This window comes from Rhodococcus sp. NPDC003383 (genome assembly GCF_053589115.1).
Map to the genome: position 1 here is coordinate 399145 of NZ_JBSFRG010000001.1, position 21766 is coordinate 420910.

A 21766-nucleotide genomic window follows, 5' to 3' on the forward strand; every position below is an offset into this window, starting at 1 on the left:
GTGCCCGCAGCGCGCTCACCGGCTCTGATCCTCCGGTCCGCGACCGCGGCAGCACCGGACCGCCGCGGCATCGAGCGCCGCCGTGAATCTCATGTCCGGCGACGCCTCCGCCGCTAGCGCCAGCAAACCGACTGCCGCAGCACGTATTTCGAGACTGGCGAGGCCATGCTGTGCGGCTTCCTCCCACCGGTCCGCGACCGGGGCCGCGATCGCCTCCGCCTCGTCCATCACCGCCCGGGATCTCAGCAGCGCCTCGATCGCCGCGACCGGGACCTGCCACAGATCCCCCGGTTGGGCATCGAGATAACGCACCTCGAAGTGCCCGCACGGCCGCACCGGCGGAAACAGCGTGGTGAGGTGATAGTCCAGGTCGTCGACGGTGGGGCGGCGACCCAGATCCCCGTCCAGGGAGCCGTCCAGCCAGTCCGCGAACGACGCGTCCGGTGGCGCATTCCAGTCGGGGCCGGACGATCGGACGCACAGCAGCGGCGCGTCGAGCGCCCACGCCGGATAGTCGGCGGGGTCGGACACCGGGGTGGTGCGTCCGGGGTCCAGGTTCAGCCACGTCCGCATGCGCTGCGACACCCAGCTGCCGTCCGGAACACCGTTGAGCGCAGGCGAACACGCGAACGCGGCGATCATTGCCGGCCCGATCGCGTGCAGGAGGTGCCAGCGGCGGCGCACTTCGTCGTCGTCCGCGCCGGCGTCGACACTGACCTGCACTGCGGCGGTGCTGTTCATCATCAGCCGCCCCATCGGTCCGATCCGGTCGAACCGCAGTTCCATCGCGCTGTAGCGCGGAGTGCGCAGCAACCGGTGCGGCGGCCGCACGCCGTCACCGGCGGAATCGAGCATGAGCAGCGACCGCCGGGCCAGCAGCGAGCGCAGCATCCGGGCATCCGCGACGAGACGGTCGCACACCTGCCGCGCCGACGCGCACGGCACGCTGGACAGTTCGACCTGGCCACCGGGTTCGAGGGTGACCACACTGCCCGACGGCAACGGTCGCGCCGACGACGTCGGAGCCACCGTCCGCGGGGCATGCGAACCGAGCGAATCGACGATCGACCGGAGTTCGGGACGGGCCGCCGTGCCGTCCGCACGGGCGGTGAGCCATTCCAGCTCCACCCCGATCAACCGCGGCGGCCCGAACCGGAAACTGCTGCGGCGAACGTGCGCCACCGCCTCGGCCCGCGACGTGAGGGCAGCGCGCGAGTACGCCGTGTTGATCGCAGTCGCCACTCGATCACCCTCTCTCGCCGCCGAGCCAGGACTGGGACGAGCCTAACGCGCCCGTTGCCGCAGCGCCGTGAGAACACCGGCCGCGACACGCGGTCCGGGGTTACATTCCAGGCGTACGGGCTGTCCGTACGGGACGCGGAAGAGGTGGTCGCACCGTGCTCGATCTCCAACGGGTTCGCCGGGACACCCCGGGCTGCTTCGACCGCGTATTCCTCGACAGCGCCGGTTCGTCGCTGCCCCCGACGCCCGTGCTCGACACCGTCGTCGCGCATCTGCGCCGCGAAGCCGAGGTCGGCGGCTACGTCGCCGCGAACGAGCGGCTCGACGCGCTGGACGCGGTGAAGACGTCGATCGGCCGGCTGCTCGACGTCGATCCCACGTCCGTCGCGCTCACCGACAGCGCGTCCCGCTCGTGGACGTCGTTCTTCTACGCGGTGCCGCTGCAGCCCGGCGACCGCATCCTGATCTCCCGCGTCGAATACGCCGCCAACGCGGTCGCCGCCCTGCAGCGCGCCCGCGCCACCGGCGCGACCGTCGAGCAGATCCCGTCCGGCCCCGACGGGCGCATCGACGTCGACGCACTCACCGCGATGCTCGACGAGCGCGTGAAGCTGGTGTCGCTCGTGCACGCCCCCACCAACGGCGGCCTGATCAACCCGGTGCGGGAGGTCGCGGACGCGGCGCACAAGGTCGGGGCGCTCGTGCTGCTCGACGCGTGCCAGTCCGTCGGGCAACTCCCGGTGAACGTGCCCGAACTCGACGTGGATGCACTGTCCGCGACCGGGCGCAAGTGGCTGCGCGGCCCGCGCGGCACCGGATTCCTCTACGTGCGGCCGCGGCTGATCGGTGAACTCGAGCCCGCCGTGCTGGACCTGCACAGCGCGCGGTGGTCGGGAGCCGACGAATACGAGATCGCACCCGACGCCACCCGCTTCGAACTGTGGGAGGCCGACGTCGCCGCGCGCCTGGGTCTCGGGGCTGCGGTCGACTACCTGCTCGACCTCGGGATCGACGCGGTCACCGAGGCCATCGCCTACCGCTCCGAACACCTGCGCGACGGCCTCGGCCGCATCCCCGGGGTCGAGGTCCGCGACCTCGGTGACCCGCGCAGCGGCATCGTCTCGTTCACCGTGGACGGTCGCGAACCCACGGCGGTCCGCGACGCGCTCGCCGAGCAGTCGATGACGGTGACCGTCAGTCATCGCAGCTCGACGCTGCTGGACATGACCGCGCGGACACTCGACGCGGTGGTGCGCGCGTCACCGCACTACTTCGTCTCCCCCGCCGACGTCGACCGATTCCTCGCCGCGGTACGCAGCCTGTGACGGGATGGGGGCCGTTCGCTTTACCCCCGGCGATCCGGTAAAGTACTTCGAGTTGTCTCGGCGAGGGTGAACCGCGAAATCGCTGGCTCACCGTGATCGACGCGGCTGCGGCTCCGCTCGAGCGTTCCACGCTCCCGGCCCGCGCGCGTCCGGTCCCGCATCGTCGAGAAGACCGACCCAGTGAGAGCCACAAGCGTAGGAGCCGTTACATCATGTCCGACGAGAACCGTCTCGTAGCCGCCGTCCGCACCGAGTTCGGCAAGGGCGCTGCCCGCCGTGCCCGCCGTGACGGACAGGTCCCCGCCGTGCTGTACGGCCACGGCACCGAGCCCAAGCACCTCGCCCTCCCGGCCCGCGAGTTCGCGGCCGTGCTGCGCGCCCACGGCACCAACGCCGTGCTCACCCTCGAGGTCGACGGTTCCGAGGAGCTGGCGCTGACCAAGTCGGTCGTCGTGCACCCGATCCGCAACTACATCGAGCACGCCGACCTGCTGGTCGTCCAGAAGGGCGAGAAGGTCGTCGTCGAGGTGCCGCTGGTCATCACCGGTGAGGCCGCTTCCGGCACCCTCGTCGTCAACGAGGTCACCACCATCAAGCTCGAGGCCGAGGCCCTGCACATCCCCGAGCAGGTCGAGGTCTCCATCGAGGGCGCCGAGGCCGGCACCCAGATCCTCGCCGGTGGCGTCGAGCTGCCCAAGGGCGCGTCGCTGCAGGACGAGGCCGATCTGCTGCTCGTGAACATCGTCGTGGCTCCGTCCGCCGAGGCCCTCGAGGGCGAAGCGGCCGAGGGCGCCGAGGCCGAGGCTCCGGCCGAGGAGGCCTGAGCCACCCACGGCTCCACATGATTCGTTGCGGCGCGTCATCCCCCGCGGGATGGCGCGCCGCGCGCGTGTGACCGGTCGCCGCAACCGCCACCGGTCGGGAAGGAACACACGAACGTGAGCGAGGACACCGCGCTCGTCGTCGGGCTCGGCAATCCCGGGCCGAAGTACGAGAAGACCCGTCACAACATCGGTTTCATGGTGGCCGACGTGCTCGCCGGGCGCGTGGGCGGTTCGTTCGGCGCGCACAAGCGCAGCAACTCGGACATCGTGCAGGCCCGCCTCGACGGCAGGCAGGTGATCATCGCGAAACCGCGCACCTACATGAACCTGTCGGGTGGCCCGGTCGCGGGACTGGCGAAGTTCTTCTCGGTCGACCCGGCGAACATCGTGGTGATCCACGACGAGCTGGATCTGGATTTCGGCACCATCCGGCTCAAGCTGGGCGGCGGCGAGAACGGGCACAACGGGTTGCGGTCGACGTCGAGTTCGCTGGGTACGAAGGACTATCTGCGGGTGCGGATGGGCATCGGCCGTCCCCCGGGCCGGCAGGATCCGGCCGATTTCGTGCTCAAGCCGTTCTCGACGACCGAGCGCAAGGAACTCGACGTGTTCTGCGAGGAGGGGGCGGACGCCGTCGAGCTGCTGCTGCGCCTGGGCCTCGAGGGCGCGCAGAACCGCATCCACTGACCGCTGCCCCTCGTGCGCGTTTCCGGTAGCGGGTGCTACCGGAAACGCGCACGGGTCAGCGGGCCAGGAGGGCGGCCGAGCTGCCGCGCCGCAGCTTGCCGGACGAGGTCTTCGGGATGCTGCCGGGGCCGAGCACCGCGACCGTCCGGGGCCGCACCCCGACCTCGGCGACGACGGCGTGCACCACCTCGTGTTCGATGCGGCGAATCTCGGCGGGGTCGTCGATCCGGTTGGTTTCGACTGCGACCGCGAAGGATTCGCGTTTGTCGCCGGCGTCGAGACGGATCGCGACAGCGTTCCCGGGCCGCACCCCGTCGACACTGCACGCGGCGCGTTCGATGTCGGTCGGATACACGTTGCGGCCGCCCATGATGATGACGTCCTTGACCCGGCCGCACACCACCACGCGGCCTTCCTCGGTGAAGTAGCCGACGTCGCCGGTGTCGAACCAGCCGTCGGCGTCCTGCGCCGGGACCGGCCCGTCCACGGTGAGATAACCCGAGGTCACGGCCTTGCCGCGCAGCTGGATGATGCCGACACCGCGCGGGGGGAGCACCTGCCCGTCGCGCCCGACGACCCGCCCCTCGAGCCCGGGGACGAGATGACCGAGCGTGGCCAGCCGCCGCCCGTTCGGCCGGGTGGTGGGCACGGCGATGCCGCCGGCTTCGAGCAGATCCGGGTCGACGATGTCGAGGACCTGCCCGTGCCCCGGGTCCGGGACCGACACCGCCAGGGTCGTCTCGGCCATGCCGTAGACGGGGGCCAGGGCCATCGGGTCCAGGCCGAAACGCGCACCGGCCTCGGCCAGCGCGATCATGGTGTCGGGGTCGACGGGTTCGGCGCCGTTCCACATCCACCGCATCGACGACAGGTCGACGGCGCCGTCCGGTGCCTGCGCGAGTTTGCGGGCGAGCAGTGAGTACGCGAAATTCGGTGCGGCCGTGACTGTTCCGTGGTACTTGCCGATCAGCTGCGCCCACAGCAGCGGGGCCTTGAGGAACTCCAGCGGTGTCACCGACACGACCTCCGCGCCGACCTGCATGGGCACGCTGAGGAACCCGACCATGCCCATGTCGTGGAACAGCGGCAGCCAGCTGATCATCACGTCGTCGTCGAGGGAGTACTTGATGCGGTCGATCATCGCGTAGGCGTTGACATAGAAGTTCTCGTGCGAGATCAGCACGGCCTTCGGCGATCCGGTCGATCCGGACGTCAACTGCTGCAACGCGATATCCGATTCGGCGGTGTCGACCGGGTCGATCGGCGAACCCGCCCGCATCTGCGCGACCGTCACGACGCGGATGCCGCGTTCACGCAGCACGGGTTCGGCCGCGTCGAACGGCGCCCCGAGCACCACCACCTGCGCGTCGATCATGTGGACGACAGTTTCGGTGTCACGCGCCCACGCGGCCAGGTCGGTGCGCGGCGTCGGCTGGTGCAGCATGGTGACGCTGCCGCCCCGCATCCAGACGGCCTGACACACCGGGGCGATGTCGACGGGATTGCCTGCCAGCACACCGACGGCGGCACCGTGCCCGATACCGGCCGCGGCCAGCGCCCCGGCCATGCAGCGGGCCTGCCGGTGGATCTCGCCCCAGGTCTGCCGCAGCGGCTCGTCCGGCTCCCCGGTGATCAGCCCACGGCGTGCGCTCTCCGCCGTCGCGTACATCTCGTCGGTGAATCTGCTCACGGGCACTCCTCGATCCGGTGGCTCTGCGGTCCAGAGTCCCCGCGCCGGGACCGATGGGGAAAGGCATCCCGGCAAACGTGACCGAATCTCACGGAAATCGACATCGAATCGCCGAGTAACATGGAGAAGTTGCCTGCGATACCCGCACCCCACCCCCGTTTCGAGAGGTCAGTTCCGCGTTGAGTACCCCGCCCGCCTCGGCCACCGGCGATACCGGCACCGCCATCAGCGACTCCGGCACAGCCGCCCTGTCCAAGGAAGTGCGCGCGGAGGCCGCTCGGCGCCGCACGTTCGCCGTCATCTCCCATCCGGACGCCGGTAAGTCCACGCTCACCGAGGCGCTGGCACTGCACGCGAAGGTGATCTCCGAGGCCGGCGCCGTGCACGGCAAGGCCGGCCGCAAGTCGACCGTCTCGGACTGGATGGAGATGGAGAAGGCCCGCGGCATCTCGGTCAGCTCCACCGCACTGCAGTTCAACTACCGCTCGAGCGAGTCCACCGCCGACGAGGACGACCCGGGCAACGTCATCAACCTCGTCGACACCCCCGGCCACTCGGATTTCTCCGAGGACACCTACCGCGTGCTCACCGCCGTCGACGCCGCGGTCATGCTCATCGACGCCGCAAAGGGCCTCGAGCCACAGACGCTGAAGCTGTTCCAGGTGTGCCGCCACCGCGGCATCCCGGTGATCACCGTGATCAACAAGTGGGACCGTCCCGGTCGCGCACCGCTCGAACTGCTCGACGAGATCGACGAGCGGATCGGCCTGACGCCGACCCCGCTGTTCTGGCCCGTCGGCATCGCCGGCGACTTCCGCGGCCTGCTGCGGCGCGGTGAGGACGGCGCGGCCGAGGAGTACATCAAGTTCACCCGCACCGCGGGCGGCGCGAAGATCGCCCCCGAGGAGCATCTGGACCCCGACGCCGCGCTGGAGCGCGAAGGCGACGCGTGGGCCGAGGCCGCGGAGGAATCGGAACTGCTGTCGGCGAGCGGCCAGGACCACGACCAGGAACTGTTCCTCGCCGGCCAGACGTCGCCGGTGATCTTCGCGTCGGCGATGCTGAACTTCGGCGTGCGGCAGATCCTCGACACCCTCGTCGCGCTGGCGCCGCCGCCGCGCGCCCGCCTCGACATCGACGACAATCCCCGTGACGTCGACGACCCGTTCAGCGCGGTCGTGTTCAAGGTGCAGGCCGGCATGGACACCGCGCACCGCGACCGCCTCGCGTTCATGCGCGTGGTCTCCGGGGTGTTCGAGCGCGGCATGGTCGTCACCCACGCCCAGACCGGCAAGCCGTTCACCACCAAGTACGCGTTGACGGTGTTCGGCCGCGAACGGTCCACGGTCGAGGCCGCCTATCCGGGCGACGTGGTGGGTCTGGTCAACGCGACCGCCCTGGCGCCCGGACACACTCTGTTCGTGGACCGGAAGGTCGAGTTCCCGCCGATCCCGTCGTTCGCGCCGGAGCACTTCGCGGTCCTGCGGGTCGACGCCGCGTCGAAGTACAAGCAGTTCCGCAAGGCCGTCGACCAGCTCGACTCCGAAGGCGTCGTGCAGATCCTGCGCAACGACGTGCGCGGAGACGCCTCGCCGGTGATGGCGGCCGTCGGCCCCATGCAGTTCGAGGTCGTCTCGGCGCGGATGAAAGCCGAGTACAACGTCGAACCGCGGATCGAACCGCTCGGCTACGCGCTGGCCCGCCGCACCGACGCCGCCTCGCGGGACGAACTGAACCGGCAGCGCGGCGTCGAGGTGTTCACCCGGTCCGACGGGGTGCTGCTTGCGCTGGTCAGCGACAAGTGGCGGCTGCAGTACATCCGGAAGGAACTGCCGGATCTGACGCTGGAGCCGCTGGTCGCCACCACCGACTGAGGTTGTTGCAGCGGTAGTGCATGTGACTCCGATTACTGGTATTTTCCTGCCGTCGAGCTGACGCTGGCTCGGGGGATTTTCAGGAGCTGTGGATGAACGACGACACCTCGGCCGTCGGGCCGGGCGGGAGACCCGCGCGCGCCCGCACCGGTTCCGTCAAGCGGAACGATTCGCCGAAGCGCTCGGGGACCTTCATCTATCCGCTGCCCAGCACGCCGCTCCCGAGCAGCACCCCGATGACGAGCAGCCCCGGCCCGCACGCCGAGGTCAGTCATGCATCCGATCGCAACCCGGCCGGCGGGGTGGGCGCCGGCACCACTACGGAAGGGACATCCCCGGTGAGCAGCACCAGCACGAACGGCACGAGCAGCAACGGCATCGGCGCAACGCCGGCCACCACGACCGAACTCGGCAGCCTGCCGACGGGCGGGCCGGCGGTCGGCCCGGCACGCCGCAACTCGATGGGGCAGGCGTCGGTACGGATCGCCGCGCGGCTCGCGCACGGCGAGCTGGCCACCCGGACCCACCGCAGTCACGCCTCGGACCCGACCGTCGACAACGACGAACTGCTGAGCCTGCTCGGTGAGTACCTGCTCGCCGGTGGTCTCGAGAAGCCGGAGATCCATGCCACCCTCGGCGGGCAGCCGATCGTCGTGGACCTGCAGGCACCGCAGCGCCCCACGCGCTGAACGAACTCCCGCCTCCGGGTGGCTGAATCGACTCCTGCCTCCGGGTGACGGAGGCAGTCACCCGGGGGTCAGTCCTCGAAGAGCGCGGCGATCCTCGCGGGGTCGATGTCTTCGATGGTCTTCGGCGACCACGACGGGTTGCGGTCCTTGTCGACGAGCACGGCCCGCACCCCCTCCGCGAAGTCCGGTTCGCCGCAGATCCGGACGGCGACGTCGAGCTCCCGCGCGAAGCATTCGCTCAGGGTGCTCTCGGCGCCGCGGCGCAGAAGTTCGGCGGTTGCGTACAGGCTCGTCGGCGACAGCGCCCGCAGCGCGTCGCGGGTCTGCGTGGCCCAGGCGGGGTCACCGAGCGTGTCGTCGTCGAGTCGCGTGACGATGTCGGCGACGGTGCCGTCACCGAAGACCTGCTCGATGTCGGTGAACCGGTCGGCGAGCTCCGACTCGGGGGCCGGCTCGGCGAACTCGTCGAGGGCGTCCTGCCATTCGCCCGCGCGGATGCGGTCGGCGAGCGCACCGATGCGGTCGCTGGGCACGAAGTGCGTGGCCAACCCGACTGCGAGGGCGTCTCCGGCGGACACGCGGGCGCCGCTCAATCCCAGGTACATGCCGACGGCGTCGCAGCGTGCCGTGGTTCCGCGCAGCCGCGGAAGGAAGTGGCTCGCGCCGACGTCGGGGATGAATCCGATCGCGGTCTCGGGCATCGCGAGCATCGCGTTCTCCGACACCACCCGCACCGCGCCGTGGACGGAGATGCCCAGCCCGCCGCCCATGGTGACGCCGTCGAGCAGCGCCAGGTACGGCTTGGGGTAGGTGGCGACGAGCTCGTCCAGCCGGTACTCCTCGGCGAAGTACGCCCGGACCCGATCGGTGTCGCCGGCCAGCGCCGCGTCCCGCACCGACTTGATGTCCCCACCCGCACAGAACGCGCGGTCGGAGGCGCTGGTCACCAGTACCGCCGTGACCTGCGGGTCGTCGCGCCACTCCGACAGCGGCGCGTACAGGTCACGGATCATCGAACTGTCCAGGGCGTTGAGCGCCGAGGGCCGATCGAGCACCACCTCGCCGACGCCGTTGGCGACGCGGGCACGAATGAAGGACGACTCTGTCACGGGCGGGAGCCTACCGGGCGAGGTCGTCACCGGCCGGACACACGGCGTTCGCGCGCTACGGGGTGTCGCCGGTGGGGTTGCCCGTGACCGGACCGACGAGCAGCCAGCGGTGCCCGAACGGGTCGAGCAGCGTCGCGTTGCGGTTGCCGTGGCTTTCGGTGATCCAGCGTTCGACGGTGCCGCCGGCGCCGCGGGCACGGGCCAGGACGGCATCGGTGTCGTCGACCGGCAGCATCAGGCTCACCGACGTCGAACCCGCCTCGGCGGCGGTCAGCCCCATCTCCGGGAACTCCTCGGCGACATACACCATGCCGGTGGGGAAGATCAGTTCCGCATGACCGATCCGGCCGTCGTCCATCACGACCGGGTCACCTGCGAGCTGCGCATCGAAAACCTTTGTGTACCAGTCGATTGCCGTGCGAGCCTAGGAGACCGTGAGATACGGCAACGCTCCCGGTCTCGGGAAGTCGATCCCGTCGAACGTCATGATGCGCGCGGAACCTCCAGCAGATCCCAGCGGTTGGAGGTGAGCCGGAAACTCGGCAGGTCGTCGAGGGAAACGACTGTCTCCCAGTTCCGTTCGTAGGAGGTGTGCGAGATGCGCCATTTCCCGTCGTCGCACAGCGCGTACCGGTCGTGGTAGTACGCGGAACCGCGCAGCAGCATCCCGTCCTCGGGCACGACGACGGTGTCCGCGAGCAGCCACACCCCGGTGGCGGTCTTCCCGTCGGGGGCGACGTCGATCTCGGGGTGGCTGCAGTGGTGCTCGGTGACGACGTGGGCGCCGAGCGTGTTCGCGAGAAAACCCACGAACGCGTCCCGGGATTCGAAACTGAGATGCTCGCCGTAGACGGCGGTGGCCTCCGGAGTCAGTGTGTCCGCGAACTCGACCCATTCCTTGGTGTCGAGCGCGCGAGCATAGCGGTACTTGACCCGCTCGATCGCACTGACGGCCTCCCGATCCATCGCCGACCTCCCGAGCCCGTACGACCTTTTGGTACCTGACAGCCAGGCTATCCCGGATTCCGGTCGGGGGGTATCGGTTTCGGAGGCTCGCCGGGCAATTCGATTGCAGTTCGGTTACGTCGCCGTCGTTGTCGCCCGTTCACCGCGTCCGGTCCGTGTCGCCGTGCTATCGGTCCGGCCGCGGCGGGGCCAGTGCCCGGATGGTCGCGTCGACGATGGTCTCCGCGTACGCCTCGTCCTCGGCGGGGGTGGCCGGGGTCCCGAGGGCGAACAGCACGTGACTGAGCACCGCCCCGGTGACCATCTCGAGCAGCAGGGTCACGGACGTGTCGGCGCGCAGTTCACCGCGGGCGACCGCGCGGTGCACGATGGTGCGCGCCGCGAGCACCCGGCTGCGGTTGAGCGTGTCGGTGAGCCGGGCGAGCAGCTCCGGATGGGCGCGCGCGTCGAGCGCGACACGCAGGCTCACCAGCCCGGAGGTGGTGCGGTAACCACGGAGCAGCTGACCGGCGAGCTCGACCAGGTCCGCGCGCAGGCTGCCGGTGTCGATCGGGTCCGGCAGCGGGCTGCGGGCCTCGAGGGCCTGCACGAGCAGATCGTCCTTCGAATCCCATCGCCGGTACAGGGCGGCGCGGCCGACGCGGGCCCGGCGGCCCACGGCGTCGAGGGTGAAGCCGCGCCAGCTCGTCTCGGAGTAGACCTCGAGCACGGCGTCGAACACGCGGTCCTCGAGGTCGGCGTCGCGCGGCCGGCCACGGCGTCGGGGTGATGCTTCGGTCACACCGGCAGTGTGCCAGACCTCGGAATTATTTACAGACTGGATCAGTCCGTATTACTCTTCGGTCAGTTCAACACCGCGTCTTCCCTAAGGACAGTGATGGCAGACCCCACCCGTGTACCGGTCGTGATCGGTGTCGGCGACCTCCGATCCGGTCGTGCCGGCTCCCCCGCCGACCCCCGCGAACCGCTCGACCTGATCCACGAGGCCACCACCGCGGCCCTCGCCGACACCGGCGTCGCCGACTCCGCGGCCCTCGCCGCCCGGGTCGACACGATCCGCGCCGTCAGGACCGCGAGCTGGGCGTACGACGACCTGCCGGGCCTGCTCGCCGACCGCCTGGGAGCAAACCCCGACCGCACCTCGACCACGCCGATCGGTGGGCACTGGCCCGCGGCGCTGCTCGACCGGATCGCCCACGACATCGCCGCAGGCACGAGCTCGATCGCGCTGCTCGTCGGCGGTGAAGCGCAGGCGTCGGTCACCGGTGCGGCCAAGTCCGGCACCGACCCCGCCGCACTCGGCTGGACCACCGCGCCCGGCGGCCCGCCCGCGTTCGACCCGGACGACCTGGGCAGCCTCGCCATGCAGCGCGCCGCGATGATCGCCCCGACCCGGGTCTATCCCCTGTTCGAGAACCGGCTCAGCTTCGAGGCCGGGCACGGGCACGACGAATCCGTCGCCTGGTCCGCCCGGCTGTACGCGGCGTTCTCCGAGATCGCCGCCACCAACCCGGCCGCGTGGAACCCGGACCTGCGCACCGCCGAGGACATCGCCACCCCCGGTCCCCGCAACCGGATGGTGACCGATCCGTACCCGCTGCTGATGAACGCGATGCCGTTCGTCGACCAGGCCGCCGCGGTCGTGGTCACGTCCCTCGCCGCCGCCCGTGACCTCGGCATCGACGAGGACAGGATCGTGTACGTGTGGGGCGGCGCCGGCGCCACCGAACCCGCCGACGTGCTCGCCCGCGCCGAGTTCGGCCGCTCGGCCGCGCTCGCCGACGCCCTGGCCCGCACCCTGTCCCGCGCCGACATCAAGGCCCGCGACCTCGACATCGTCGACGCCTACAGCTGCTTCCCGGTGGTACCGAAGCTGCTCGTCGAACACCTCGGGCTGCCGCGCGAGACCGTGCCCAGCGTCACCGGCGGGCACTCGTTCTTCGGCGGACCGCTCAACAGCTACACGCTGCACTCGATCGTCGCGGTCGCGCGACGGCTGCGCGCCGACGGCGAGCTCGCCCTCGTCCACGGCAACGGCGGGTACCTGACGTACCAGCACACCGTCATCCTCGCCGCGGCGCCGCACACCGACGGCTACATCGGCGATCCGGAACCGGTGCTGCTGCCGGCGACCGCACCCGAAGCCGCCCTCGACTACGAGGGTGAGGTCGAAGTCGTCACCACCACAGCCGAATACGGACGTGACGGCAATCCGGCCACCGGCTTCCTCATCGGCCTCACCCCCGACGGCCGCCGCGTCGCCGGGCACACCGACGCCGCAGGCGCCGCGATCCTCGCGGCCGGCCCCGCCCTCATCGGGCAGACCCTCCGCGTCGCCGACGCCGGCGGCGCGCTCACCATCACTCTCGTCGATCAACCCTCCGAGGAGTCCGCATCGTGACCGAACCGGTCGTTCTCGTCGAGCAGCGGGATCACACCCTGCTCGTCACCATCAACCGTCCCCGCGCCGCCAACAGCATCAACGCGGAGGTGCACCAGGGACTCGGCGAGGCGTGGGAGCGCGCCGACGACGACAACAGCGTGCGGGTGGTCGTGCTCACCGGTGCCGGCGACAGCGTGTTCTGCGGCGGCGCCGACCTCAAGGCCCTCGGCACCTCCGGACCCGACGGCGTCACCCCGCCCGAGACCGCGCACTGGGGCTTCGCCGGTGTGGTCAAGCACCACATCCGCAAGCCGGTGATCGCCGCGGTGAACGGCACCGCGCTCGGTGGCGGCACCGAACTCGCGCTCGCGAGCGATCTCGTCGTCGCCGCGGACAGCGCCGAATTCGGTCTGCCCGAGGTGCATCGCGGGCTCATCGCCGGGGCCGGCGGCGTGTTCCGCATCGGTCAGGCCATCCCGCGCGCGGTCGCGATGGAGCTGATCCTCACGGGCAAGCCGATGTCCGCGCAGGACGCGCTGCGGTGGGGTCTGGTCAACCGCGTGGTGCCGCAGACGGACGTGCTGTCCACCGCCCTGGCCCTGGCCGAGGACGTCGCGGCCGGTGCTCCCCTGGCCGTGCAGGCCAGCAAGACCGTCGCCCGCGGCATCGTCGACGGCAACATCACCGCCGAGGATCAGTCCTGGGAACTCACCGACAAGGCGCTCGCGCGTCTCACCACCAGTGCCGACACCCTCGAAGGCGTCATGGCCTTCATGCAGAAGCGCGCACCCGTCTGGAAGGGCGAATGACCGTGACCACCACCGAAATCCTGCGCTGGGACACCGACGAGCGGAAGGCGCTGCGGCAGCTCGCCGCCGACTTCACGCGCAAGGAGATCGTCCCCCACATCGACACCTGGGAACGTGAGGGCGCGATTCCGCGGGAGCTGCACCGCAAGGCCGCCGACGCGGGCCTGCTGGGCGCGTCCGTCGCCGAGGAGCACGGCGGCTCCGGCGGCAACCCGCTCGACATGCTCGCGATCCTCGAGGAGATCATCCTCGCGGGCGGCTCGTCCGGATTGATCTCGGCCCTGTTCAGCCACGGCATCGCGACTCCGCACATCGTCGCGTCGGGCAACACCGATCTCATCGACCGGTTCGCCCGTCCTGCGCTCGAGGGCCGGCTCATCGGATCGCTCGCGATCACCGAGCCCAGCGGCGGCTCCGACGTGGCGAACATCAGTACCACCGCGCGCCGCGACGGCGACGAGTACGTGATCAACGGCGCGAAGCTGTACATCACCTCCGGTACCCGCGCCGACTTCGTCACCACCGCGGTGCGCACCGGCGACGCCGGCGCCGGCGGCATTTCGCTGATCGTCGTGCCCACGGACACACCGGGATTCACGGTGTCCCGCAAGCTCGACAAGATGGGCTGGCTGTGCTCGGACACCGCCGAGCTGTTCTACGACGACGTGCGCGTGCCCGTGGAAAACCTTGTCGGTGCCGAGAACTCGGCGTTCGGCCAGATCGCGCAGCAGTTCCAGGGTGAGCGGCTGTCGCTCGCGTTCCAGGCGGTCGCGACCGCTCAGCGCTGCTTCGACCTGACGGTCGAGTGGGTCAAGTCCCGCGAGACGATGGGCCGCCCGCTGTCCAAGCGTCAGGTGGTGCGTCACCGCCTGGCCGATCTGGCCACCGAAATCACTGCGGCGCATACGTTCTGCCGTTCCGTCGCGGAGCGCTGGGTCAACGGCGAGGGCATGCTGCTCGAAACGTCGATGGCGAAGAACAACGCAGTGAAGGTCTGCGACAAGACCGTGATGGAGGCCGTTCAGCTCGCCGGCGGTATCGGTCTGATGCGCGAGAGCGAGGTCGAGCGGCACTTCCGCGACGCCCGCGTCCTCGGTATCGGTGGCGGCACCACCGAGATCATGAACGAGATCATCAGCAAGCTGCTGGGGCTGTAAGCAGTCGGGCGCCGAGTGCGTCCTTCGGGCCGATGGGGGCTCGAAGGACGCACTCGGCGTTTCAGCGCACTTTTTCGAGCGCGACGACGGCGACGACGGCGATCACCACGTGCATAAGGGTGAGCGTCACGGTGCTGGCCGTGTCGAAGTCCGCCGAGAGCGTGCCCGCGATCGTGGCGAGCGGCAGCAACGCGCCCACCACTTGGGCGATCCGCAGGAATCCTCGCCACCACAGACCGAGCAGGACCGCGACCGCGAGTCCGATGCCCAGGGGCACCACGGTCATGAGTACGACGCCGCCGGGTGCGGCACTGACGGTCGCGCCGGCGTCGGTGTGCTCGAACGAACCACCCGCAGCCAGGCCGATCAGCCACAGGACGAGGTTGAGCACGAGCGCTCCCGCGACCGCGGCGACCACGACGACAGGCCGCCCGGTCGTCCACGATCGGCGCAGAACTGTTGAGGAACTGGATGTTTCGGTTGTGGACATCGATCCTCCTGATGAGTGTTGTCTGCTGACACGACTCATCGTGCGACCTCGAGTCGACTCGAGGTCAAGAGGCGGCTGCGCCGCCCGTGTGCCTTTGTGGCGGCTCCCACCGCCACAAAGGCACACCGGGGCGTCAGCCCAGCTCTTCGGCGAGCTCCATCCACTGCTCCTCGGCGGCTTCCTTCTCCGCGACCACCTGGCGCAGTTCGGCGTCGAGCTTCTGGAGGCGATCGGGATCGGTTGCCGCCTCGGCGAGCTGGTGGTGCAGCTTCTCCTCGCGTTCGGCGAACTTCGCGACCGCCCGTTCCAGCCGGGCGAGTTCCTTGCGGGCCGCGCGCTCGGCGGCGCCGTCGCGCTTGGGAGCCGTCGTCGCACCCGCCGTGCCGGACTGCTTGACCGTCGACGCGACGGACGGCGCGCCGCCGGTGCCGAGTTCCGCACGCCGGCGCAGGTATTCGTCGATGCCGCCGGGCAGGTTGGTGAGCTTGCCGTCGCCGAACAGCGCCCACGTCGAATCACAGATGCGTTCGATCAGGTACCGGTCGTGACTGATGACGACCAGCGTCCCGGCCCATCCGTCGAGCAGATCCTCGAGCTGCTGCAGGGTGTCGATGTCGAGGTCGTTGGTGGGTTCGTCGAGCAGCAGCACATTCGGCTCCGCCATGAGAACCCGGGTCAGCTGCAGGCGGCGACGCTCACCACCGGACAGATCGCCGACGGGGGTGCGCTGCTTGGCGGGCGTGAAGCCGAGCCGCTCCGCGAGCTGGCCGGCGGAGATCTCCTTGTCGCCCAGGGTGATTCGCTCGGCCACGTCCTTGACCGCCTCGAGCACGCGCATGTCGGCGGGCAGGTCGTCGAGTTCCTGCCGCAGCCAGCCGATCTCGACGGTCTGACCCTGTACCCGGCGACCCGACGCCGGTTCGAGTTCCCCGGCGAGGGTGCGCAGCAGGGTCGTCTTGCCGGAGCCGTTGACCCCGACCAGACCGATCCGCTCCCCCGGCCCGAGACGCCACGTCAGGTCGCGCACCAGCTCGCGCCCGTCGGGGGTGGTCAGAGTCGCGTCCTCGAGTTCGATCACGATGCGGCCGAGCCGGCGCTTGGCGAACGACGCCAGCGCCACCGAGTCGCGCGGCGGCGGCACGTTCGCGATCAGCGCCTCGGCGGCCTCGATCCGGTACTTCGGCTTGGAGGTGCGCGCCGGGGCACCGCGGCGCAGCCACGCCAGTTCCTTGCGGGCGAGGTTGCGGCGCCGCTCCTCCATGGCGTCGGCCTGGCGGGCCCGTTCGGCCCGCGCGAAGATCCAGTCGTTGTAGCCGCCGTCGTAGCTTTCGACCTTGCCGCCGACGACCTCCCACGTGCGGGTCGCGACGGTGTCGAGGAACCAGCGGTCGTGGGTGACCACGACGAGTGCGCTGCGCCGCGACAGCAGATGCTCGGCCAGCCACTGCACTCCCTCGACGTCGAGGTGGTTGGTCGGCTCGTCGAGCACCAGCAGGTCGAGCTCCTGCACGAGCGCGGCGGCGAGCGCGACCCGGCGGCGTTCACCGCCGGACAGCCCGTCGACGACCGCGTCGAGGCCGAGATTGTCGATGCCGATGCCCGCGAGCACCGAGCGGATGCGGGCATCGCCCGCCCATTCGTGTTCGGCGACGCCGAGCGGCCCGAGCACCACCTCGCCGACGGTGGAACCGGCCGGCAGCACGCCACGCTGGGTGACCACGGCCATGCGCAGGCCGCCGACGCGGCTGACGCGCCCGGAGTCCGGTTCCTCGAGCCCGGCCAGCACCTCGAGCATCGTCGTCTTGCCGCCGCCGTTGAGGCCGACGACACCGATGCGCTCGCCTTCCTCCACGCCGAGGGACACCGAGTCCAGCAACGGCTTGATGCCGAAGGACTTCGAGACCTGTTCGAGATTGATCAGATTCGCCACGCGGAGCAGTGCCTTCCGGTTTTCGGGGTTCGAGAGGGTCAGGGGGTGGAGGTGCCGACGACGCGGGCGCCGTGCACCGGACCGGACGCGACGCGCACCGTGCGGCACACGCCCGCACCGGCGAGCTCGGCGCTCACGGTGACCGCGGCGCGCTCGTCGGCGCACAGGAACGCGCAGGTCGGGCCGGAGCCGGACACGATTCCGGCCAGTGCGCCGGCCTCGACACCGGCACGCAGGGTGCGACGCAGCGCCGGGTTCAGCGACAGTGCCGCCGCCTGCAGGTCGTTGCCGAGCAGCGGGGCGAGCACGTGCGGATCGCCGCCGGCGAGCGCATGCAGCAGCTCGTCGGTGCCGCCGACGCGGCGCGGGTCTCCCTCGGCGCGGAGCCGGTCGAGTTCGCGGAACACCACCGGCGTGGACAGTCCCTCCTTGGCGAGCGCGAGGACCCAGTGGAAGGTGTGCCGGGACAGTACGGGCACGAGGTGCTCGCCGCGTCCGGTGCCGATGGCGATGCCGCCGTGCAGGCAGAACGGCACGTCGCTGCCGAGTTCGGCGGCGAGTGCGTGGAGTTCCTCCCGCCCGAGCCCCAGGCTCCACAGCGCGTCGAGCGCCACGAGCGTGGCGGCGGCGTCGGCACTGCCGCCGGCCATGCCGCCCGCGACGGGAATGCCCTTGTCGATCGTGATCGCGACCTCGGGCCGGCGGCCGGCCCGCGCGGCGACAAGTTCAGCGGCCCGCCACGCCAGGTTGGTGGAGTCGGCGGGCACCAGCGCGGCGTCGGCGCCGCGCACCCGCACGCCGAGACCGTCGGCCGGCACCACCGAGACCTCGTCGCTCAGCGACAGGGCCATGAACACGGTGCGCAGCTCGTGATAGCCGTCCTCGCGCAGGTCACCGACCGCAAGATGCAGGTTGACCTTGGACGGGGCCCGCACCGTGACGGGCGACGGAACGACGGAAAGCACGAGAACAGAGCTTACCCGGACGGTGCCGACCCCAAGGTCCGGCGGCCGTCGCCGATCAGGACCGAACTCGTCCGCAATCCGTGGGATCGTCGTCGCATGCGCGAAACCTCCGCCCGCCTGCTGCGGCTGCTGGCCCTGCTGCAAACCCGCCGGGACTGGTCCGGCGCCGAACTCGCCGAGCGGTTGTCGATCACCACCCGGACGGTCCGGCGCGATGTCGACAAACTGCGGGACCTCGGATATCCGGTGGACGCGACCGTCGGGGTCGGCGGCGGCTACCGGCTCGGGGCGGGCGCCGAGATGCCGCCGCTGCTGCTCGACGACGAGGAGGTCGTCGCCGTCGCGTTCGCGCTGCAGGCCGGTGCGAACGACTCGGTCACCGGGATCGGTGAGGCCGCGACCCGGGCCCTGGCCAAGCTGCGGCAGGTGATGCCGTCGCGGTTGCGGCACCGGCTCGAGGCGCTGGAGGTGGATGTGGTGGACCGGCGGCCGGCGGCGTCGGCGGTGGACGCGGCGCTGCTGAGCACGGTCGCTGCGGTGTGTCACGCCCACGAGCGGCTGCGCTTCGACTATCGCACGCACGACGGGGAATCCGCGCGGCGCGAGGTCGAGCCGTACCGCCTGGTGCGGTCGCGGTTGCGGTGGTATCTCGTGGCCTGGGACGTCGGCAGGGAGGACTGGCGCACGTTCCGCGTCGACCGGATGGAACCGAAGATCCCCACGGGTCCGCGGTTCACGCCCCGGGAACTGCCGCCGGGCGGTGCGGCCGAGTTCGTGGCGCGCGGGATCCGGCGCGGCGCCGCACAGGCGCAGGCCCGGGTACTGCTGCACGCGCCCTTCGACGAGATCGCGCCGAAGGTCGACGACGACTGGGGCAGTGTCGAACTCGTCGACGACAGCAGTTGCGCGGTGGTACTCGAGGGCCGGTCGCTCGAGTCGATCGCGGGCTGGCTGCACGCGTTCGACGTCGATTTCACGGTGCTGGATCCGCCCGAACTGCGCGACGCGTGCCGGGACCTGGCCGAGCGGCACACGCTGCTCGCCGCCCGGTACGGGCGCGCCTGACGCGAAAAGCGGGACACCGCAACGGTTTGCAGCACGAAACCCCGGAACTCGTTGTGAGTTCCGGGGTTTCGTGGAGGTATCGGGTATCAGCCGATGACGGTGACGCCGGTGGCCTGCGGGCCCTTCTGGCCCTGGCCGATCTCGAAGCTCACGCGCTGGTTCTCCTCGAGGGTGCGGAAGCCGCGGCCCTGGATCTCGGAGAAGTGCACGAAGACGTCAGCCGAACCGTCGGCCGGAGCGATGAAGCCGAAGCCCTTTTCGCCGTTGAACCACTTCACGGTACCTTCAGCCATGTTGTTTCCTAACTGCTGTGGGGTGGCGGTCGCCTCCCCGTCGTCGGACGGCTGAACACCGTCCGGGTCTGTCACTCGACGGCTGAAACGATTTCCGTGGTGGCTATCGCATCCGCTCGCAACCAGAAATGTGCGAGGGTTAACCACAAACACACTACCTAACGACCGTGGACAAGTAGATCACACACTTCGCGAGTCCGCAACTGTTGAGCGAATCGCCTTGGCAGGCAACGGCGCCGGCGGTCACTCGACGTTTGCGAGCCGCACGAACGCTGCGGCATCGAGCTTTTCACCACGCATCGACGGGTCGATACCCGCCGCGACCAGGCGTCGTTCCGCTTCGGCCGGCGAACCCGCCCAGCCGCTCAGCGCCGCGCGCAGCGTCTTGCGGCGTTGCGCGAACGCGGCATCCACGACCGCGAAGACACGGCGGCGGAACTCCGCATCCATGGGCCACGGCGGTTCGGTGTAGCGATCGACGCGCACGAGACCGGATTCGACCTGCGGCACGGGCCAGAACACCGCGCGCCCGACCGCACCCGCGCGACGCACCTCCCCGAAGAAGCAGGCCTTCACGCTGGGCACCCCGTACACCTTGCTGCCCGGCTGCGCGGCGAGCCGGTCGGCGACCTCGGACTGGACCATCACCAACGCGGTGCGCAGCGAGGGGAACTCGGCGAACAGGTGCAGCAGCACCGGCACCGCGACGTTGTAGGGCAGGTTCGCGACGAGCGCGGTCGGGGTGACCGGCAACTCGTCCGGCATCACCTTCATCGCGTCCTGCAGCACGACGTCGAGGTTTCCGGCGAGCTCGGGTGCTCGCTGCCCGACGGTTTCGGGCAGCCGCGCGGCGAGCTTCGGATCGATCTCGACCGCGACCACCCGGTCCACGACGTCGAGCAGAGCGAGGGTCAGCGATCCGAGACCGGGGCCGACCTCGAGCACCACGTCGTCGCGGCCCACGCCGGCGACCGACACGATGCGGCGCACGGTGTTGGCGTCGTGCACGAAGTTCTGGCCGAGTTGCTTGGTCGGGCGAACGCCGAACTCCTCGGCGAGCGTCCGGACCTCGGCAGGTCCGAGCAGTGCCGCCTGGCCGCGGGGAGAGTCGTCTGACACGTCCTGAACCTAGCGCACACCCAGGCTGCCGGAGCACGACGGCCACGCACCCCAGCCCTGCGCCTGCTGGGTGAGGCCGGCGATCGCGATCTGCTCCTCGCGGGTCGCGAGGTCGGGGCGCGGTGCGTAACGGAGCCCGCCCTGCCGTTCCCAGGTGCTCAGGTCGAACTGCACGCCGCCGTAGTAGCCGTTGCCGGTGTTGATCGCCCAGTTGCCGCCGGCCTCGCACTCGGCCAGCGCGTCCCAGATGTCGCCGTCCTCGACAGGCGGGACCTCGGTGCCCGGTTTGGCGCCGACCCGCACGATCGACGGCCGAGCCTCGGTGACGACGACCGTGCCGGTGGCTTCGCGGCCGGTCTCGACCCCGTCGACGGTGCCGACGGCGAACGTCACTTCCTGCACTCCGGGGGTGCCCGGGTCCTCGACGACGGTGCGGCTCATGTTCATCGTCTCGTCCTCGATGCGCCGGACGGGTGGTTCGAGCGGCAGCGTCTCGGTGACTTCGCGGACCCGCTTGCGGGTGACGCCGATTTCGAGACCGTCCGTGAGCGGGGTGTCGGCCGGCGGGTTCACCTCGTCGGCCTGCTCGAGCGGGACGCCGTGCGCGGCGAGGAATTCACCGACCGTGGGGGCGGCGAGCCGGACCGGGACGGAGGGGGCACTGCCGTCGGCGAGCCGCACGTTGCGCGGGGTCACGACGTCCAGGTCGAGGCCTTCGATCGGCAGCCGGTGCGAGCGCGACGCCGACACGTACACGTCCGAGGCCAGATCGAGCTGGGCGAGCGCTTCCTCGACCGTCAGCGCGGTGGTCCAGATGCTGCGCTCGGTGCCGTCGATGGTCAGCTGGACCTCGCGGGCCCGGCGCAGCACCACGGTGTCGCCGTCGGAGACGGACGCGTCGGCATCCGGTGCCACGACGTCGTGCTGTCCGATGCCGTATCCGGCATCGGACAGCACGCCGCGCACGTCGGTGCGCATGGTGGCGAGTGCGACGAGCTCGCCGTCGACGTTCACCGTGATCGTCTTGTGCCGCGCCACCGCGGTCGCTGCCCCGGCGATCAACGTCAGCAACAGGGCTCCCACCACCGCATACAGCAGCGTGGACCGGGAACTGTTGATCTTCGACAGCGCAGACACAAGTTCCAGTTC

20 protein-coding genes and 1 pseudogene are annotated in these 21766 nt (G+C 70.4%); 9 read left to right on the forward strand and 12 right to left on the reverse strand.

The genetic code is table 11. The features are described from left to right. Nucleotides 1-15: 15 nt before the first annotated feature. Nucleotides 16-1242 carry an ergothioneine biosynthesis glutamate--cysteine ligase EgtA gene (gene egtA / locus ACWDTS_RS01785; RefSeq protein WP_197253046.1) on the reverse strand — a complete coding sequence of 409 codons (1227 nt, stop codon included), beginning with the start codon at nucleotides 1240-1242 and terminating at the stop codon, nucleotides 16-18. Between the two features lie 155 nt (nucleotides 1243-1397). Between egtA and ACWDTS_RS01790 the strand changes: the two genes are divergently transcribed. From ACWDTS_RS01790 to pth, 3 genes are all read left to right on the forward strand, one after another. Continuing rightward, nucleotides 1398-2567: an aminotransferase class V-fold PLP-dependent enzyme gene (locus tag ACWDTS_RS01790; RefSeq protein WP_248674935.1), complete on the forward strand. Its 1170-nt coding sequence runs from the start codon at nucleotides 1398-1400 to the stop codon at nucleotides 2565-2567. 212 nt (nucleotides 2568-2779) lie between these two features. Further along, entirely contained in the window at nucleotides 2780-3391 is a 612-nt protein-coding gene (locus tag ACWDTS_RS01795; RefSeq protein WP_197253047.1) for a 50S ribosomal protein L25/general stress protein Ctc, read from the forward strand. Nucleotides 3392-3505: 114 nt separating this feature from the next. After that, a complete protein-coding gene (gene pth / locus ACWDTS_RS01800) occupies nucleotides 3506-4078 on the forward strand; it encodes an aminoacyl-tRNA hydrolase (RefSeq protein ID WP_420750809.1) in 573 nt (190 codons plus the stop codon). A 55-nt stretch (nucleotides 4079-4133) separates the two neighbouring features. On the opposite strand, the gene ACWDTS_RS01805 is transcribed toward pth, so the two are convergent. Further along, nucleotides 4134-5768, reverse strand: a complete 1635-nt coding sequence (locus tag ACWDTS_RS01805) for a fatty acyl-AMP ligase (protein WP_450117455.1) — start codon at nucleotides 5766-5768, stop codon at nucleotides 4134-4136. Nucleotides 5769-5992: 224 nt separating this feature from the next. Between ACWDTS_RS01805 and ACWDTS_RS01810 the strand changes: the two genes are divergently transcribed. After that, nucleotides 5993-7642: a peptide chain release factor 3 gene (locus ACWDTS_RS01810; RefSeq protein WP_450117466.1), complete on the forward strand. Its 1650-nt coding sequence runs from the start codon at nucleotides 5993-5995 to the stop codon at nucleotides 7640-7642. 92 nt (nucleotides 7643-7734) lie between these two features. Beyond that, nucleotides 7735-8331 (forward strand): hypothetical protein, encoded by a 597-nt coding sequence (locus ACWDTS_RS01815; protein ID WP_248674931.1) that lies wholly within the window; start codon nucleotides 7735-7737, stop codon nucleotides 8329-8331. A gap of 68 nt (nucleotides 8332-8399) precedes the next feature. Here ACWDTS_RS01815 and ACWDTS_RS01820 read toward each other — a convergent pair whose 3' ends face one another. The 4 genes and pseudogenes from ACWDTS_RS01820 to ACWDTS_RS01835 all read right to left on the reverse strand — a co-directional run bounded on the left by ACWDTS_RS01820 (nucleotide 8400) and on the right by ACWDTS_RS01835 (nucleotide 11187). Next, nucleotides 8400-9440: an enoyl-CoA hydratase/isomerase family protein gene (locus tag ACWDTS_RS01820; RefSeq protein ID WP_450117456.1), complete on the reverse strand. Its 1041-nt coding sequence runs from the start codon at nucleotides 9438-9440 to the stop codon at nucleotides 8400-8402. A 55-nt stretch (nucleotides 9441-9495) separates the two neighbouring features. Continuing rightward, a pseudogene (locus tag ACWDTS_RS01825) lies at nucleotides 9496-9927 on the reverse strand (VOC family protein). Next, nucleotides 9924-10406 carry a nuclear transport factor 2 family protein gene (locus ACWDTS_RS01830; RefSeq protein ID WP_197250956.1) on the reverse strand — a complete coding sequence of 161 codons (483 nt, stop codon included), beginning with the start codon at nucleotides 10404-10406 and terminating at the stop codon, nucleotides 9924-9926. Before ACWDTS_RS01830 ends, ACWDTS_RS01825 begins: the two are co-directional and overlap by 4 nt. A gap of 166 nt (nucleotides 10407-10572) precedes the next feature. Beyond that, nucleotides 10573-11187: a TetR/AcrR family transcriptional regulator gene (locus tag ACWDTS_RS01835; RefSeq protein ID WP_197250955.1), complete on the reverse strand. Its 615-nt coding sequence runs from the start codon at nucleotides 11185-11187 to the stop codon at nucleotides 10573-10575. 96 nt (nucleotides 11188-11283) lie between these two features. Between ACWDTS_RS01835 and ACWDTS_RS01840 the strand changes: the two genes are divergently transcribed. The 3 genes from ACWDTS_RS01840 to ACWDTS_RS01850 are packed head-to-tail and all read left to right on the forward strand — an operon-like array spanning nucleotide 11284 to nucleotide 14755. Beyond that, entirely contained in the window at nucleotides 11284-12807 is a 1524-nt protein-coding gene (locus ACWDTS_RS01840; RefSeq protein ID WP_450117457.1) for an acetyl-CoA acetyltransferase, read from the forward strand. Continuing rightward, on the forward strand, nucleotides 12804-13598 hold the full coding sequence (locus ACWDTS_RS01845; RefSeq protein ID WP_450117458.1) for an enoyl-CoA hydratase-related protein: 795 nt from the start codon (nucleotides 12804-12806) through the stop codon (nucleotides 13596-13598). Before ACWDTS_RS01840 ends, ACWDTS_RS01845 begins: the two co-directional genes overlap by 4 nt. Then, on the forward strand, nucleotides 13595-14755 hold the full coding sequence (locus tag ACWDTS_RS01850; RefSeq protein WP_450117459.1) for an acyl-CoA dehydrogenase family protein: 1161 nt from the start codon (nucleotides 13595-13597) through the stop codon (nucleotides 14753-14755). Before ACWDTS_RS01845 ends, ACWDTS_RS01850 begins: the two co-directional genes overlap by 4 nt. A 61-nt stretch (nucleotides 14756-14816) precedes the next feature. Here the strand turns inward: ACWDTS_RS01850 and ACWDTS_RS01855 are convergent, their stop codons facing one another. The 3 genes from ACWDTS_RS01855 to ACWDTS_RS01865 form a co-directional block, all read right to left on the reverse strand. Continuing rightward, nucleotides 14817-15245: a DUF6069 family protein gene (locus ACWDTS_RS01855; RefSeq protein WP_450117460.1), complete on the reverse strand. Its 429-nt coding sequence runs from the start codon at nucleotides 15243-15245 to the stop codon at nucleotides 14817-14819. Between the two features lie 133 nt (nucleotides 15246-15378). After that, a complete protein-coding gene (locus tag ACWDTS_RS01860; protein ID WP_197250951.1) occupies nucleotides 15379-17175 on the reverse strand; it encodes an ABC-F family ATP-binding cassette domain-containing protein in 1797 nt (598 codons plus the stop codon). Nucleotides 17176-17213: 38 nt separating this feature from the next. After that, nucleotides 17214-18140 carry a 4-(cytidine 5'-diphospho)-2-C-methyl-D-erythritol kinase gene (locus ACWDTS_RS01865; RefSeq protein ID WP_197250950.1) on the reverse strand — a complete coding sequence of 309 codons (927 nt, stop codon included), beginning with the start codon at nucleotides 18138-18140 and terminating at the stop codon, nucleotides 17214-17216. 96 nt (nucleotides 18141-18236) lie between these two features. On the opposite strand from ACWDTS_RS01865, the gene ACWDTS_RS01870 reads away from it, so the two are divergent. Continuing rightward, nucleotides 18237-19205 (forward strand): helix-turn-helix transcriptional regulator, encoded by a 969-nt coding sequence (locus ACWDTS_RS01870; protein ID WP_450108313.1) that lies wholly within the window; start codon nucleotides 18237-18239, stop codon nucleotides 19203-19205. A gap of 86 nt (nucleotides 19206-19291) precedes the next feature. Here ACWDTS_RS01870 and ACWDTS_RS01875 read toward each other — a convergent pair whose 3' ends face one another. From ACWDTS_RS01875 to ACWDTS_RS01885, 3 genes are all read right to left on the reverse strand, one after another. After that, complete coding sequence (locus ACWDTS_RS01875) at nucleotides 19292-19498, reverse strand: cold-shock protein (protein ID WP_068155724.1); 207 nt, start codon at nucleotides 19496-19498, stop codon at nucleotides 19292-19294. Between the two features lie 243 nt (nucleotides 19499-19741). Continuing rightward, a complete protein-coding gene (gene rsmA / locus ACWDTS_RS01880; RefSeq protein WP_248674926.1) occupies nucleotides 19742-20617 on the reverse strand; it encodes a 16S rRNA (adenine(1518)-N(6)/adenine(1519)-N(6))-dimethyltransferase RsmA in 876 nt (291 codons plus the stop codon). Between the two features lie 9 nt (nucleotides 20618-20626). Further along, nucleotides 20627-21754, reverse strand: a complete 1128-nt coding sequence (locus ACWDTS_RS01885; protein WP_450117461.1) for a transglycosylase family protein — start codon at nucleotides 21752-21754, stop codon at nucleotides 20627-20629. Nucleotides 21755-21766: the final 12 nt, after the last annotated feature.

What these genes read in the sequence shown, in the direction of transcription:
- ACWDTS_RS01795 (WP_197253047.1), top strand. Translation starts at nt 2,780, where the DNA reads ATGTCCGACGAGAACCGTCTCGTAGCCGCCGTCCGCACCGAGTTCGGC.
- ACWDTS_RS01815 (WP_248674931.1), top strand. Translation starts at nt 7,735, where the DNA reads ATGAACGACGACACCTCGGCCGTCGGGCCGGGCGGGAGACCCGCGCGC.
- ACWDTS_RS01830 (WP_197250956.1), bottom strand. Translation starts at nt 10,406, where the DNA reads ATGGATCGGGAGGCCGTCAGTGCGATCGAGCGGGTCAAGTACCGCTAT.
- ACWDTS_RS01840 (WP_450117457.1), top strand. Translation starts at nt 11,284, where the DNA reads ATGGCAGACCCCACCCGTGTACCGGTCGTGATCGGTGTCGGCGACCTC.
- ACWDTS_RS01850 (WP_450117459.1), top strand. Translation starts at nt 13,595, where the DNA reads ATGACCGTGACCACCACCGAAATCCTGCGCTGGGACACCGACGAGCGG.
- ACWDTS_RS01855 (WP_450117460.1), bottom strand. Translation starts at nt 15,245, where the DNA reads ATGTCCACAACCGAAACATCCAGTTCCTCAACAGTTCTGCGCCGATCG.
- ACWDTS_RS01870 (WP_450108313.1), top strand. Translation starts at nt 18,237, where the DNA reads ATGCGCGAAACCTCCGCCCGCCTGCTGCGGCTGCTGGCCCTGCTGCAA.
- ACWDTS_RS01875 (WP_068155724.1), bottom strand. Translation starts at nt 19,498, where the DNA reads ATGGCTGAAGGTACCGTGAAGTGGTTCAACGGCGAAAAGGGCTTCGGC.